12 protein-coding genes are annotated in these 12,191 nt (G+C 74.8%); 6 read left to right on the top strand and 6 right to left on the bottom strand.

Going from position 1 to position 12,191, the window contains the following annotated elements; translation table 11 throughout:
* Positions 1-120: 120 nt before the first annotated feature.
* Entirely contained in the window at positions 121-1,065 is a 945-nt protein-coding gene (locus ACFVZH_RS19970) for a ketopantoate reductase family protein (RefSeq protein ID WP_384898690.1), read from the bottom strand.
* Positions 1,062-1,634, bottom strand: a complete 573-nt coding sequence (locus tag ACFVZH_RS19965) for a winged helix-turn-helix transcriptional regulator (RefSeq protein WP_384898689.1) — start codon at positions 1,632-1,634, stop codon at positions 1,062-1,064. Before ACFVZH_RS19965 ends, ACFVZH_RS19970 begins: the two co-directional genes overlap by 4 nt.
* Before the next feature lie 80 nt (positions 1,635-1,714).
* Here ACFVZH_RS19965 and ACFVZH_RS19960 point away from each other — a divergent pair, with 80 nt between their 5' ends.
* Complete coding sequence (locus ACFVZH_RS19960) at positions 1,715-2,923, top strand: ROK family protein (protein WP_384898688.1); 1,209 nt, start codon at positions 1,715-1,717, stop codon at positions 2,921-2,923.
* A gap of 117 nt (positions 2,924-3,040) precedes the next feature.
* Here the strand turns inward: ACFVZH_RS19960 and ACFVZH_RS19955 are convergent, their stop codons facing one another.
* Complete coding sequence (locus tag ACFVZH_RS19955; protein WP_384898687.1) at positions 3,041-3,865, bottom strand: MBL fold metallo-hydrolase; 825 nt, start codon at positions 3,863-3,865, stop codon at positions 3,041-3,043.
* A 120-nt stretch (positions 3,866-3,985) separates the two neighbouring features.
* Between ACFVZH_RS19955 and ACFVZH_RS19950 the strand changes: the two genes are divergently transcribed.
* From ACFVZH_RS19950 to ACFVZH_RS19940, 3 genes are all read left to right on the top strand, one after another.
* Positions 3,986-5,455 (top strand): ABC transporter permease, encoded by a 1,470-nt coding sequence (locus ACFVZH_RS19950; protein WP_384898686.1) that lies wholly within the window; start codon positions 3,986-3,988, stop codon positions 5,453-5,455.
* Between the two features lie 77 nt (positions 5,456-5,532).
* On the top strand, positions 5,533-6,240 hold the full coding sequence (locus ACFVZH_RS19945; protein WP_384898685.1) for an ABC transporter ATP-binding protein: 708 nt from the start codon (positions 5,533-5,535) through the stop codon (positions 6,238-6,240).
* A 125-nt stretch (positions 6,241-6,365) separates the two neighbouring features.
* Entirely contained in the window at positions 6,366-7,271 is a 906-nt protein-coding gene (locus ACFVZH_RS19940) for an alpha/beta fold hydrolase (RefSeq protein ID WP_384898684.1), read from the top strand.
* A gap of 11 nt (positions 7,272-7,282) precedes the next feature.
* Here ACFVZH_RS19940 and ACFVZH_RS19935 read toward each other — a convergent pair whose 3' ends face one another.
* A complete protein-coding gene (locus ACFVZH_RS19935) occupies positions 7,283-8,296 on the bottom strand; it encodes a M23 family metallopeptidase (RefSeq protein WP_384898683.1) in 1,014 nt (337 codons plus the stop codon).
* Positions 8,297-8,304: 8 nt separating this feature from the next.
* Positions 8,305-9,309 (bottom strand): SPFH domain-containing protein, encoded by a 1,005-nt coding sequence (locus ACFVZH_RS19930; RefSeq protein WP_384898682.1) that lies wholly within the window; start codon positions 9,307-9,309, stop codon positions 8,305-8,307.
* Positions 9,310-9,489: 180 nt separating this feature from the next.
* On the opposite strand from ACFVZH_RS19930, the gene ACFVZH_RS19925 reads away from it, so the two are divergent.
* The gene (locus tag ACFVZH_RS19925) at positions 9,490-10,926 is read left to right on the top strand and encodes a WGR domain-containing protein (RefSeq protein ID WP_384898681.1); all 1,437 of its coding nucleotides are present in this window, start codon (positions 9,490-9,492) and stop codon (positions 10,924-10,926) included.
* Positions 10,923-11,444 (top strand): hypothetical protein, encoded by a 522-nt coding sequence (locus ACFVZH_RS19920; RefSeq protein ID WP_384898680.1) that lies wholly within the window; start codon positions 10,923-10,925, stop codon positions 11,442-11,444. Before ACFVZH_RS19925 ends, ACFVZH_RS19920 begins: the two co-directional genes overlap by 4 nt.
* Before the next feature lie 120 nt (positions 11,445-11,564).
* Here the strand turns inward: ACFVZH_RS19920 and ACFVZH_RS19915 are convergent, their stop codons facing one another.
* On the bottom strand, positions 11,565-11,987 hold the full coding sequence (locus ACFVZH_RS19915) for a DUF350 domain-containing protein (RefSeq protein ID WP_384898679.1): 423 nt from the start codon (positions 11,985-11,987) through the stop codon (positions 11,565-11,567).
* Positions 11,988-12,191: the final 204 nt, after the last annotated feature.

Raw genomic sequence — 12,191 nt, 5'->3', positions numbered from 1 at the left:
GTCCGGGGCCTGACACCAGGCCCCGGACCTCGGCCCCGGACGTAAAGCCCCGGACGTCAGCTCCAGACGTCAGGTCCGGACCTCAGCCCCGGACCTCAGTCTCCGACCTCGGATTCCGACTCAGGCCCCGGCTCCGGCCGGGGCCTTCGCCGTGACCCGTCGCTGGTGGACGCGCAGGTGCAGGGTCGCCAGGTCGAGGAGGGGGGTCGCCACGCCGAGGGCGCGTGCCCGGTCCGTCAGGTCGCCGAAGAGGTGCTCGACCTCGGTGGGGCGTCCGGAGACGAGGTCGCGGTAGAGCGACGGCACCATCGGCGATCCGGACGCCGAGACCACCGCCAGGGTGGCCGCCCGCTCGGCCTCCGGTACGGGGTGCCCGGCCGCGCCGGCGACCGCGGCGGCCTCGGCCAGGACGGCGGGACCGAATTCGGGACCGCCCGGTACGTCGTACACGTCGCCGACCGTGCCGCGCATCAGGCTCGTCACGGCGCCGAACGTCGTGATGAACACCCACTTGTGCCACATCGCCGTGACGATCCGCTCCGGCACCGGCGCGTCGATGCCGGCCCCGGCGAGGACGGCGCGGATCTTCTCCACACGAGGGGAGCGCGTGCCGTCCTGCTCGCCGAACGCCAGATGGGCGAGGGGCGCGAGCCGCCGGATGTCCCCGGAGTCGTCGAGGGTGGTGACCACCTTGGCGACACCGCCGAGGACGGCCGGCGCGCCGAACCGGGTGTTGAGCGTGTCGATGTGGGCGAGCCCGTTGAGGAGGGGCACGACGGCCGTGTCCGGTCCGACGGCCGGTGCGACGTCCTCGATCGCCCGGTCGAGCCCGGTGGACTTCACCGAGAGCAGGACGAGGTCGTACGGGCCGGTCAGCTCCTCGGCGGTGACCAGGCGGGGTGTCAGCACCCACTCCTCGTCCCGGCCCACGACCCGCAGCCCGCGCTCGCGCAGCGCGGCCGCCCGGGCCGGCCGGACGAGGAAGGTGACGTCCTCCCCGGCGCGGGCGAGCAGTGCGCCGAAGTAGCCACCGGTGGCACCGGCGCCGACGACCAGGATCTTCATGACTGTGGACCTCTCGTGGAGCGCCCGGAGGGCGCGGTGGGGGTGATCAGGGGGCGGAGCAGCCGGTGCGGCCGGGCGAGCGCCGCCGTCACGGGGTCGGTCCCGGGGCCCGGCGGGGCGAGACCGGGACCGGGGGTGACCAGGACGTCCGCGACCGGGACGGTGGTACCGCAGGCGGTGCAGCGGCCGTCGGGGGTGAGCGGGGCCTCGTCGTCGGCGTGGCGGAAGACACGGCGCGGGCCGCCGTCGGCGGCGTAGAACTCCTCGCCCCAGGCGGTGAGCGCCCGGACGGCCGGCCAGAGGGCGACGCCCTTGGGCGTGAGCCCGTACACCTCGCGGCGGCCGGTGCCCGGCTCGGGGCGGCGCTCCATGACACCGGCCTCGGTGAGCGTGGTGAGCCGGTCGGTGAGGACGGCCCTGGGCACGGCCAGATGCGAGGCGAACTCGCCGAACCGGCGCACCCCGTAGAAGGCGTCACGCAGGATCAGCAGCGTCCAGCGCTCGCCGACGATCTCCATCGAGCGGGCGAGGGCGCAGGTCTGGCCGCGGTAGTCGCGCGGAAGCGTCATGGCCGGAGCGTAACCCACAACAGTTCGGTGACCGAACCGTTTTCACGGGAGCGAAAGGGGCGACTAGGCTCTCGCTCACCATGAACCAGCCCACGGAACCCAAGGCCGACAAGTCGGGAGTGCGCCGGCACAACCTGAGCCTCGTCCTGCGGACCGTCCACGAGGCGGGCGAGACGACCCGCGCGGCCGTCGCGGCCCGTGTCGGGCTCACCCGTCCGGCCGTCTCCTCCCTCGTCGAACAACTCCTCGACCTGGGCTTTCTCGTCGAGTCGGGGAAGACCTTCAGCGGGCAGGCGGGCCGACCCGGCACCGTACTGAAGCCGGCCGGCACCGGATCGGCCGGACTCGGCGTCGAGATCAACGTCGACTACGTGACCGTCTGCGTCGTCGACCTGACCGGCACCGACCGCGTCCGGCGCACCGAGCGCCTCGACAACCGCGCGGCCGCCGCCGACGTCCTCTCCCGGGCCGCCCGGATCGCCGCGGAGGCCCTCGACGAGGCCGACGGACTGGGGCTCGCCCCGGCGGGGGCCGGTCTGGCGCTGCCCGGGCTCGTCTCCGGCGGCACCGTCCGGCAGGCGCCCAACCTCGGCTGGAACGAGGTCGAGGCCGAACGCCTCTTCGGCGCGGCCCTCACCGCCCTGCGCCCCGGCACCGTGGGGCTCGCCCTCACCTCCGACAACGAGGCCAACATGGCGGCCCTCGCCGAGCTGTGGTCCGGCACCCTCGGCGACGTCCGCACCTTCCTGCACCTCACGGGCGAGATCGGCGTCGGCGGCGCGATCGTCGTCCACGGCGAACTCCTGCGCGGCGCCCACGGGTTCGCCGGCGAGATCGGGCACCTCGTGGTCGACGCCGACGGCCCCCGCTGCCGCTGCGGCTCCCGCGGCTGCCTGGAGCAGTACGCGGGGCAGGCGGCCCTCCTGGCCTCGGCCGGGGCGACCGGAGTCCCGGACCTCGTGCGCCGCGCCGAGAAGGCGGACCCGCGCGCCCTGGCCGCCCTCGGCGAGGCGGGCCGCATGCTCGGACGGGCCCTCGCGGGCGCCGTGAACCTCCTCGACCCCGAGGCCGTCGTCCTGGGCGGCATCTACCCCCGTCTGCTGCCCTGGCTCGCCCCCGCCCTCACGGACGAGCTCTCCACCCGCGTCGTCTCCGGCCTCTGGACCCCGGACTCCGGCCGGCTCCGCTCCGCCTCCGCCGCCACCGACGCCTCCCGCGGCGCGGCCGCCCTCGTCCTTCACGACGTCCTCGCCGACCCCCTGGCCTACGCCCCGCCGACGACCGGCTGACCCACCCGCCCTCCGCCGACGTCGGGCTGACCCGCCCGCCCTCCGCTTCCGGCGGCCGTACGCGGTCACCGCCCCCGGCGGCCGTACGTGGGTCACCGCCCCGGCAGCCGTACGGCGCTACGCGCCGCCGGCCTCCGGCACGTCCACGAACGGCCGGGTCAGGTGCGCGGTCGCCAGGACCGCTCCCCGGGCCGCGGCCCGCGCGAGCGACTCCTCGCGGGAGCGGCGGGCGGTGTCGGGGTCGCGTTCGTGGGCGTAGGCCACGGCCGGGTTCACGAGCTGTACGGCGTGGACGAGGAGGTCGCCGGTGACCAGCACGTCCCGGCCGCCCGGCTGTGCGACGAGCACGGACTGGTGGCCGGGCGTGTGCCCGGGCGTGGGCAGCAGGGTCAGTCCCCGCCGCAGCCGACGCACCCCCTCGATCTCGTCCAACTGCCCGCCGGCGCGCAGGGGTTCGACCACCCAGGACCACACCGGGTCGCGCCGGTCGAGGGCGGCGGTCTCGGCCCGCTGGACGACGTACCGGGCGCGCGGGAAGAACGGCCGCCGGTCCGCGTCCGTCGCCCAGCCCGTGTGGTCCTCGTGCAGATGCGTCAGGACCACGGTGTGCACGTCGTCGCGGTCGATCCCGGCCTCCGTGAGCAGCCCCGGCAGCCGGCCGGGTACGGGACACCAGGGCGCCCCGGGGCCGTCGGCGGGTCCCACTCCGGCGTCGACCAGGGTCCAGCCCCCGCCTCCGGGGTCGGCGACGGCGAAGCACCGGAAGTCCAGCCGCCAGCTGCCGTCCGGCCCGAACGCCCCGGGGTCCAGCGCGGCGGCCCGTTCCCAGTCCCCTGCGACCGCCCCGGGGAACGCCGCCCCCGCCGGCTCGAAGAACGCGCCGGTGGCGTCCACCAGCGCGGTGACGGGACCCCGCCGCGTGACACTCGTCCGTTCGGTCATGCCGCCGACTCTCCCACCGGACGGCACTTCGCGTGCCGGGGGCGGGAGGCGGGAGCGCTCTCATCCGGCTCTCACGCGGGCCTTATCCCGTCATCACACGCCGCCCCTAGCTTCGCGCTCATGTTCTTCACCTACCTCCGGCGCGAACTGCGCCGCCGCAGAAAGGCGGCGCTCGTCGTCGCCTCCGGGCTCGCGCTCGGCATCGCGCTGGTCATCGTCGTCAACTCCGTCTCCTCCGGCATGAGCCGGGCCCAGGGCAAGGTCCTGGAATCGCTGTACGGGCTCGGTACGGACCTGACGGTGACCAAGGCTCAGGAGCAGCCCGCGAGCGGTGGACAGGCGCAGCGGCCCCGGTTCGAGTTCCAGGGCAAGGGGGACGGGGAGGAGCAGAGCAGCGACCGGCTCATGGTGCAGGGCTTCCAGACCCTCGCGGACTCCACGGTCGCCACGGTCGCGAAGCAGCCCGGCGTCGACCGCGCGGTGGGCGGCCTGAGCCTCGTCAACCTGAAGATCAACGGCGAGTTCAAGCGCGGCGAGATCCAGCGCGGCGAGGGACAGCAGGCCCAGCCGGGCGGTCCCGGCGGGGGCGGCGGCTCCGGCCCGGGCGACTCCGTCACCGGCGGCGGCGCGGCCTTCGACGTCAACTCCTTCACGCTCTACGGCACCGACGTCACCGCCCCCGACCTCGGCCCCCTCACCACGTCCACGATCTCCAAGGGCCGTACGTTCAAGACCACCGAGACCGACGCGAAGGCCGTCGTCCTCGACAGTGCCTACGCCCAGCAGGAGGGCCTCGCCGTCGGCGGCGAACTCACCGTCAAGGGCGTGAAGTTCGAGATCATCGGCATCGCGACCGCCGACAGCGGCCAGTCCGCGGCCCAGGTCTACCTGCCGCTGAAGCAGGCCCAGACGCTCTCCTCCTCCGCCGCCAAGGTCACCACGATCTATGTGAAGGCCACCGACTCGACACGGATCGACGCGGTCAAGACCGCCATCCAGAAGAACGTCTCCGGCACCACCGTCACCACCTCGGCCGATCTCGCCCAGACGGTCTCCGGCTCCCTCGACACGGCCGCCGGCCTGGCGTCCGACGTCGGCACGTGGCTGTCGTACGCGGTGCTCCTCGCCGCGGTCCTGGTCGCGGGACTGCTGACCTCGTCCGCCGTCGGCCGGCGCGTCCGCGAGTTCGGCACGCTCAAGGCGCTCGGCTGGAAGAGCGGCCGCGTCACCCGCCAGGTCGTCGGCGAAGCCCTCGTCAACGGTGTCATCGGCGGCGCCCTCGGCATCGCGATCGGCCTCGCCGGCGCGTACGCCGTGACCGCCGTCAGCCCCACCCTCACCGCCGAACTCGGCGCGAGCACCGGCGGGTTCGGCGGCCGGGGCGGCGGCATGGCCTTGGGCGGCCCGGGCGGCGGAGCCCGTACCGCCGTCGGCAGGACCGTCGACATCGCCCTCACCGCCCCCGTGAGCGTCACCACCGTGGGTCTCGCCGTCCTCCTCGCCCTCGGCGGCGGCCTCGTCGCGGGCGCCTTCGGCGCCTGGCGCGCCTCGCGGCTGCGCCCCGCCGACGCGCTGCGCCGCGTCGAGTAGCCGACCGCCCCTGGGCGCGTCCGGCCCCGATCCGCCGGACCCGCCCGAACCCCCTCACGCACCACAGGAGTCGCACCATGTACGAACTCATCGGCGTCACCAAGCAGTACCGGCGGGGACAGGAGAGAGTCGACGCCCTCGCCGGGATCGACCTCACCCTGGAGCAGGGGGACCGGCTGGTCATCCAGGGCCCCACCGGCGGCGGCAAGTCGACGCTCCTGCAGATGCTCGGCGGCCTGGACCGTCCCACCTCCGGCCGGGTCCTGCTCGACGGCACCGACCTGGCCGGGCTCTCCGAGCGCCGGCTGACGGCCGTGCGCGGCGAGAACATCGGCTTCGTCTTCCAGAGCTTCAACCTCATCCCCACGCTCACCGCCCAGGAGAACGTGGAGACCGCGCTCGTCCCGCTCGGCGTCAAGGCCGCCGAGCGGCGGAGCCGGGCCGCCGAGGCGCTGGAGTCGGTGGGGCTCGGCGAACGCCTCGGGCATCTGCCCTCCGAGCTCTCCGGCGGCCAGCAGCAGCGCGTGGCGATCGCCCGCGCCCTCGTGAAGCGGCCCAAGGTGCTGCTCGCCGACGAGCCCACCGGCAATCTCGACGAGTCCATGCGCGACGAGATCGTCGACCTGCTGGAAGGGCTGTGGAAGGAACACGGGCTGACGTTCGTCATGGTCACCCACGACAGCGCCGTCGCCCGCCGCGCGCCCCGCCTGGCCACCATCCGCAAGGGCCGGATCACGATCAAGGAGAACCGCCCCGCCACCGTGACGGGACCTGCCGCCGGGTGAGACGCGGATCACCCCGCCCTGACCGTGTTCGGCAATGCCGAACGTCGTTACGGTGGCGGCGATGCCACCGGGCCGGGACCACGGGCCCGGTGGCGCACGCCGCGCGTCAGGAACCAGGAGCCGCCATGTTCACCTTCACGTCCCAGGACGGCGTCGTCATCCACGTCCACACCTGGCTTCCCGAGGGGGAGGCCCGCGGCGTCGTCCAGATCGCGCACGGCATGGGCGAGCACGCCGCCCGCTACGCCCACCTCGCCGGGCACCTCGCCGGACTCGGCTTCGCCGTCTACGCCGCCGACCACCGCGGCCACGGCCTCTCCATGCACGCGGGCCCCGGCCGCTTCGGCGAGAACGGCTGGAACCTCCTCGTCGAGGACATCGCCGCGCTCACCCGCATCGCGCGCGAGCGCCACCCCGGCGCACCCGTGGTCCTCGTGGGCCACAGCATGGGCTCGTTCGCGGCCCAGCAGTACCTGCTGGACCACGCCGCCCTCGTGGACGGCGTCGCGCTCTCCGGCACCACCGCCCTCGACGGCCTCCTCGCCGGACTCGTGGACGCCGCCCGGCGGGCCGCCGAGAACGGCCCCGACGCGGGCCACGCGGGGGGTGACGAGGCCGGCGGGGGCGGCGGGCTCTTCGACGCCTTCAACGCCGCCTTCGCGCCCAACCGCACGGAGGCGGACTGGCTCAGCCGCGACGAGAAGCAGGTCGACGCCTACCTCGCCGACCCGCTCTGCGGCTTCGGCGCCGACGGCCGCGGGATGGCCGACATGGGCGCCGCCGCCGCCCGGCTCGCCGCCCCCGAGGGCATCCCGGCGGACCTGCCGGTCTGCGTCCTAGTCGGCGACCACGACCCCCTCAACGCCCGGCTCACCCTCTCCGACCTGCTGGTCTCCCGGTACCGCCAGGCCGGCCTCGCCGACCTGACCTACCGCAGCTACGAGGGCGCCCGCCACGAGATCCTCAACGAGACCAACCGGGACGAGGTCGTCGCCGACCTCACCGCCTGGATCGAGCGCGTGGCGGGCTGAGCCCCGCCCGCCTACACCCGCACGCCGTGGCCGCGCAGAGAGGCGAGCGGGTCGACGTCCGAGCCGAAGTACGGCGTGGTCCGCACCTCGAAGTGCAGGTGCGGACCCGTCACCCGGCCCGTCGCCCCCGACCGCGCGATCCGCTGCCCGCCCGACACGCTCTGCCCCCGCGACACGTCGATCCGGGAGAGATGGGCGTACTGGGTGTAGCGGCCGTCCGGATGACGGATCACCACCTCGTAGCCGTACGAGCGGCCGTACCCGGCGGCCACCACCCGGCCGGGGCCGGCCGCGCGCACGGCCGTGCCCGTCGGCACCGCGAAGTCCTGCCCCGTGTGATAGCCCCTCGACCAGGAGCCGCGCTGCCCGTAGTACCCCGTGAGGACGTACGACGGGACCGGCGCCGTCCAGCCCCGCGAGGTGCCGGAAGGGGAGGCCGGCGCGGTGGGACCGGACGGCTTCGAGGGGGTCGCGGGCCGGCCCGTCCGCTGCTCGTACTTCCACGCGTGGGCGGTCCAGTACCAGTGGCCGCGGTACTGGTACCAGTACACGCGGTCCTGGGCGTCCCACCCCTGCCGTCCCCGGAAGACCGGCCGACCGGCGCGGCCCGTGCCCGCCGCGGCCTGCTGCCGTCCGCCCGCCGTCGCGCCCACGCGCTGCGCGTACGTCGCCTGGTGACCGGTCCAGCGCCACTCGCCGGCCGCGTTCCGGAACCAGTACCGGGAACCGTCCCAGCCGGCGTGCGCCGGGGCGGGTTCGGCGAGCGCCGTGCCCGTCCCCGCGCCCGCCAGGGCGACCGCGCCGACGGTCGCGACGACGGCGCGCCGCATCCCGTGCAGGGCCGCGCCGGCGGGCCGTCCGACCGTCTCCCGCCGGCGCGCGGCGTCCGCGCAGCCCGCACACCCGCACTCCGCGGGTATCTCCTCGGTGAACCCGGGCACGTCGAACCCGGGCACGTCGTCGGACGCGGGTGTGGTCCGTGCGGAGGTGGTGCCCGTGGGGGTGGTGCACATGGGGGTGTCCACGATCCTCGTCACTCCTGGTTCTGTGGGGCCGCGCCGCCCTGCCGGGTGTAGAAGGCCACGGTCAAGTCCTTGACCAGGGCCTGGCGTTCGAAGTCGTCGAGGTCGACGAGCCCGCGCGAGGTCAGCCGCGTCACGGTGTCGTCGACGGCGTCGATCACACCGGTCAGCACGGAGTCCCGGTGCCTTGCGTCGAGAACGGCGATCTGGCGCCGCCGCATCGCGGCGGCGACCTCGGGGGCGTACTCGACGCGGGTCGGCTGGGCGGAGAAGACGGCGATGCCGACGGCCCGGCACTCGGCCGCGAGCATGCGGGTGAGCGCGTCGCCGACCGCCTCCGCGTCCCGCAGGGTCGGCCCGTCGCCCCGGAAGGCGTCCGCGGGCAGCTGGGACACCACCCGTGCGACCGCCGCCTCCACCTGCTCGCGCAGATAGCCGAGATGGTCGTCGACGGCCAGCAGCGCGCGGGCGGTGTCCCGGACCGACCAGACGACCAGGACCACCACGCGCAGCGCGGAGCCCTCGGCGTCGACCACGGCGATCGGCTCGCTGCGCCAGTGCCGGAGCCGGACGTCCGTCCGGCGGCGCAGGACGAAGGGGCTGATCCAGACGAGGCCGGTGCGCCGCACGCTGCCCCGGTAGCGGCCGAAGAGCGACAGGACCCAGGCGGAGCCGGTCCGTCCGCGGGTGAGCCCGCCGAAGGACACGACGGCGACGACGACGCAGCCGGCCGCCGTGGCCCAGGCCCGGAGCGGCAGCTCCGCGCCGTGCGGCGGGAGGGCCGGCCGGAGGGCCGCGGCGATGCCGCCGAGCGCCGCGAGGCCGGTGAGGACGGCCCACCAGCCCGACACCGCGGGTCCCGGCCGCTCGACGAGGTCGGGTTCGGCGGGTGGTGGTCGGCGGGGGAGCGGGGGCGTCGGCTTCGCGGGCCTCGACCGGAAGAGGTCGTCCATCGGTATGCCGTCCGGCTGCCGTCGCACGCGGACGGGCAGGGGCCGCTTCAGTTGCTCGGTCATGGGGCCCTTCCGGCCGCACCAGAGGGAGGTGACGGCACGTCGGATGATCTTCACGCACCATCGTCACAGGGGTGAATGTCCGGAATGCCGCGACGAAAGTCCTGAATGTCCAGGACTTTGGTCCCTTGGCCAAGACTTCACGGCGGGCCGTTGTCAGTGGGTGCCCCTAACGTTTTCCCCATGACGACGACGACCTATCTGGAGCTGTCGCAGGACGGCGGCGGTGCCCACAAGTTCTACGAAGTGACCGTCGACGACCTGACGGTGTCGGTCCGTTACGGCCGCATCGGCGCGGACGGACAGACCCAGCGCTCAGCGTTCCCGACCGCGGCGAAGGCGCAGGCCGCGGCGGCGAGGAAGATAGGGGAGAAGGTCCGCAAGGGATACGCCCCGGCGGTCCGGGGGCAGCGCGCCGCACGCGCCGTGACACGCCGCGAGGTGACCTCCGCTCCCTCCACGGCCCGGGCCGTCGCCCCCGTCCTGTGGCGCTTCCGGACCGGCTCCGCGGCCTTCGGCATCCACATCGACGAGGAGCGCTGCTGGGTCGGCAACCAGGCGGGAGACGTCTTCACGCTCGACCACACCGGCGAGGTGCAGGCCCGCTTCAGCCTGCCGGACGGCGTCAAGTGCCTGGTCGCCGACGACTTCTGGATCTATGCGGGCTGCGACGACGGCAAGGTCTACGACCTGTCGTCCAAGCTCCCCTTCGCCGCCTACGACATCGCCACCGACGTCGACATCTTCTGGCTCGACATCCACGAGGGCGTCCTGAACGTCGCCGACCGGTCCGGCCGGCTCACCGTCATCGACCACGAGGACGAGCACCAGTGGGCACGCGGCGGCCTCGGGGAGCACGCCTGGATGGTCCGCGCCGACGGCGACGCCGTGTACTACGGGGACACGCGGGGCGTCGCCGCCCACGCGCCGGACGGCGGCGGGGAGCTGTGGCACACCGCCACCGAGGGCGGGGTCCTCTTCGGCTGGCAGGAGGACACGGCGGTCTACGCGGGCACGTCGCGCAAGAAGGTCCAGCGGCTCGCGAAGAAGGACGGCCGCGTCGAGGCCGTCTACGCCTGCGACAGCCCGGTGTACTCCTGCGCCACCTCGCCCGGCGGCCGGTTCGTCTTCGCGGCCGACTCGGCCTCGTCGGTCTACTGCTTCGCGGAGGACGGCACCCGGCTCTGGAAGCTCGGCACGGGCGGCGGCTCGGCGCTCTCCATGCAGTACCGCGACGAGCGGCTCTACCTGGTGACCACGGACGGCTCGCTGGTCTGCGTGGACGCGAGCGAGGCGGCGATCGAGGCCGCCAAGGGCGGCACGGTCCCCGTCGCCCGTGACATCAAACTGGCTGCCGCCCTGCCGGTGTACGAGCCGGCGACCACCGTCACCGCGGTGACCGCCGTCCACGACGCCCCGGCCGGCTCGATCGTCGTGGAGTGCGTGACCGAGTCGGGCAGGACCCGGGTGCGGGTCGTCTCCGAGGGTTACGACTCCGGGTGGAACGTGCAGTTCCCCCGGGCGATCCGGGAGCCCGGCGTGCGGTACGTGGTCGACGCCCTGCACCCCGCCGCGGGCGGCTTCTACCGCGTCCGCGGCGACATCCGGCGACTGCTGTGACGGGCGGCCACGGCCCGGGGGTCGGCGGCAGTGCCGGAAGCGGGGCCGGCGGTGGCACCGGTGGCGTCTTCGAGGCGGCCACGGGGGACGGCCCGCCGCCGGTCCCGGCCGATGCCGAGCAGCGCTCCCGGGAGATCCGTACCGCCCTCGACGGGCTGCTCCAGATCAGACGGCTGACGCACCGCCAGGGCGACGACCCCCGGGCCGCGCCCGCCGCGTGGGAACGACGGCAGCCCGTCCGCGCGGTGGCCCTGGCCCTGGAGAGCGGCGGCCTCACGCCCTCGTCCGTCGACGGTTCCGGGGCCCGGGTCGGCACCGGCTACCGGGTCACCGCCGGGAAGCGGCCCGGGACGGCCGTCGTGGAGTGGCTCGGCCCACCGGGCTCGGGCGCCGCCCAGGAGGAGTCGGCGGCACTCGGCTCGTGCGGACCGGCCCTGGCACGGCTCGGCTGGGAGGCCCTGCTCTACAAGGGACCGCGCGGGCGCCGCTTCCTCGAGGTGGAGCCGATGGAGGGCTGAACCGGCCGGAACCAGCGGGCTGAACCGGCCGGAGCCCGCGGGCGGGCACGGACGGGACCGTCGGGCGGGCACAGGCGGGACCGTCGGGCCGAGCCGGACGGCACCGGCCCCTGCCGGAGGTCAGGCGATCGAGGCGGACACGATCGCCGAGACGGCGATGTTGCAGGAGGCGGTCACCCACACCGCCGGGTGCGGCTGGGGGTCGACCAGCGTGGCACCCAGCTTGCCCGGCGTGACGAGGTCCACGACCAGGAAGGCCACCGCCATCATCACCAGGCCCAGCAGGCCGAACGCGGCCGTGGAGACGAGCCCCTTGCCGAAGTCGTCGTACGTCGTCCAGATCGACGTGAAGACGATCCCGCCGATGCCGAGGAGCGCCGAGCTGAGCAGCGTCGCGGCGTTGCGGTTGCGGTCCTCCCAGATCTGGCGCCCGAGCTTCCCCGGCGTCAGCACGTCCACCAGCACGATGCCGAGGATCAACAGGACCACGCCCAGGGCGCCGTAGGCGCCGGCCCGGCCGAGGCCGTTGAGGATGTCGCTCATGGGGTGCCGGCTCCGAAGGTCGCGATCGCGGGGGGATCGGTGGTCAAGGACCGGCAAAATGTAGCGCACGCGTCAACAGCCGCCGCCGGGGGGCCCGGGGGCGGGGGGGGGGGGGGCCGGGACGCAACCCCCGAGGGGGCGGCCCGGGAGAGGCCCCCGCGGGCGGTGGGTTGGGGGGCGGCCCCCCCGGGGGGGGGGGGCCCC

Source organism: Streptomyces sp. NPDC059534 (genome assembly GCF_042743475.1).
Classification (GTDB): domain Bacteria; phylum Actinomycetota; class Actinomycetes; order Streptomycetales; family Streptomycetaceae; genus Streptomyces.
The sequence above is the reverse complement of the archived record's forward strand: the minus strand, read 5'-3'. Positions and strand labels throughout refer to the sequence as shown.

Bases quoted from the DNA above. Each gene is read 5' to 3' on its own strand.
- ACFVZH_RS19925 (WP_384898681.1), top strand. From the start codon at position 9,490: ATGACGACGACGACCTATCTGGAGCTGTCGCAGGACGGCGGCGGTGCC.
- ACFVZH_RS19940 (WP_384898684.1), top strand. From the start codon at position 6,366: ATGTTCACCTTCACGTCCCAGGACGGCGTCGTCATCCACGTCCACACC.
- ACFVZH_RS19970 (WP_384898690.1), bottom strand. From the start codon at position 1,065: ATGAAGATCCTGGTCGTCGGCGCCGGTGCCACCGGTGGCTACTTCGGC.
- ACFVZH_RS19960 (WP_384898688.1), top strand. From the start codon at position 1,715: ATGAACCAGCCCACGGAACCCAAGGCCGACAAGTCGGGAGTGCGCCGG.
- ACFVZH_RS19965 (WP_384898689.1), bottom strand. From the start codon at position 1,634: ATGACGCTTCCGCGCGACTACCGCGGCCAGACCTGCGCCCTCGCCCGC.
- ACFVZH_RS19955 (WP_384898687.1), bottom strand. From the start codon at position 3,865: ATGACCGAACGGACGAGTGTCACGCGGCGGGGTCCCGTCACCGCGCTG.
- ACFVZH_RS19950 (WP_384898686.1), top strand. From the start codon at position 3,986: ATGTTCTTCACCTACCTCCGGCGCGAACTGCGCCGCCGCAGAAAGGCG.
- ACFVZH_RS19945 (WP_384898685.1), top strand. From the start codon at position 5,533: ATGTACGAACTCATCGGCGTCACCAAGCAGTACCGGCGGGGACAGGAG.
- ACFVZH_RS19930 (WP_384898682.1), bottom strand. From the start codon at position 9,309: ATGACCGAGCAACTGAAGCGGCCCCTGCCCGTCCGCGTGCGACGGCAG.
- ACFVZH_RS19915 (WP_384898679.1), bottom strand. From the start codon at position 11,987: ATGAGCGACATCCTCAACGGCCTCGGCCGGGCCGGCGCCTACGGCGCC.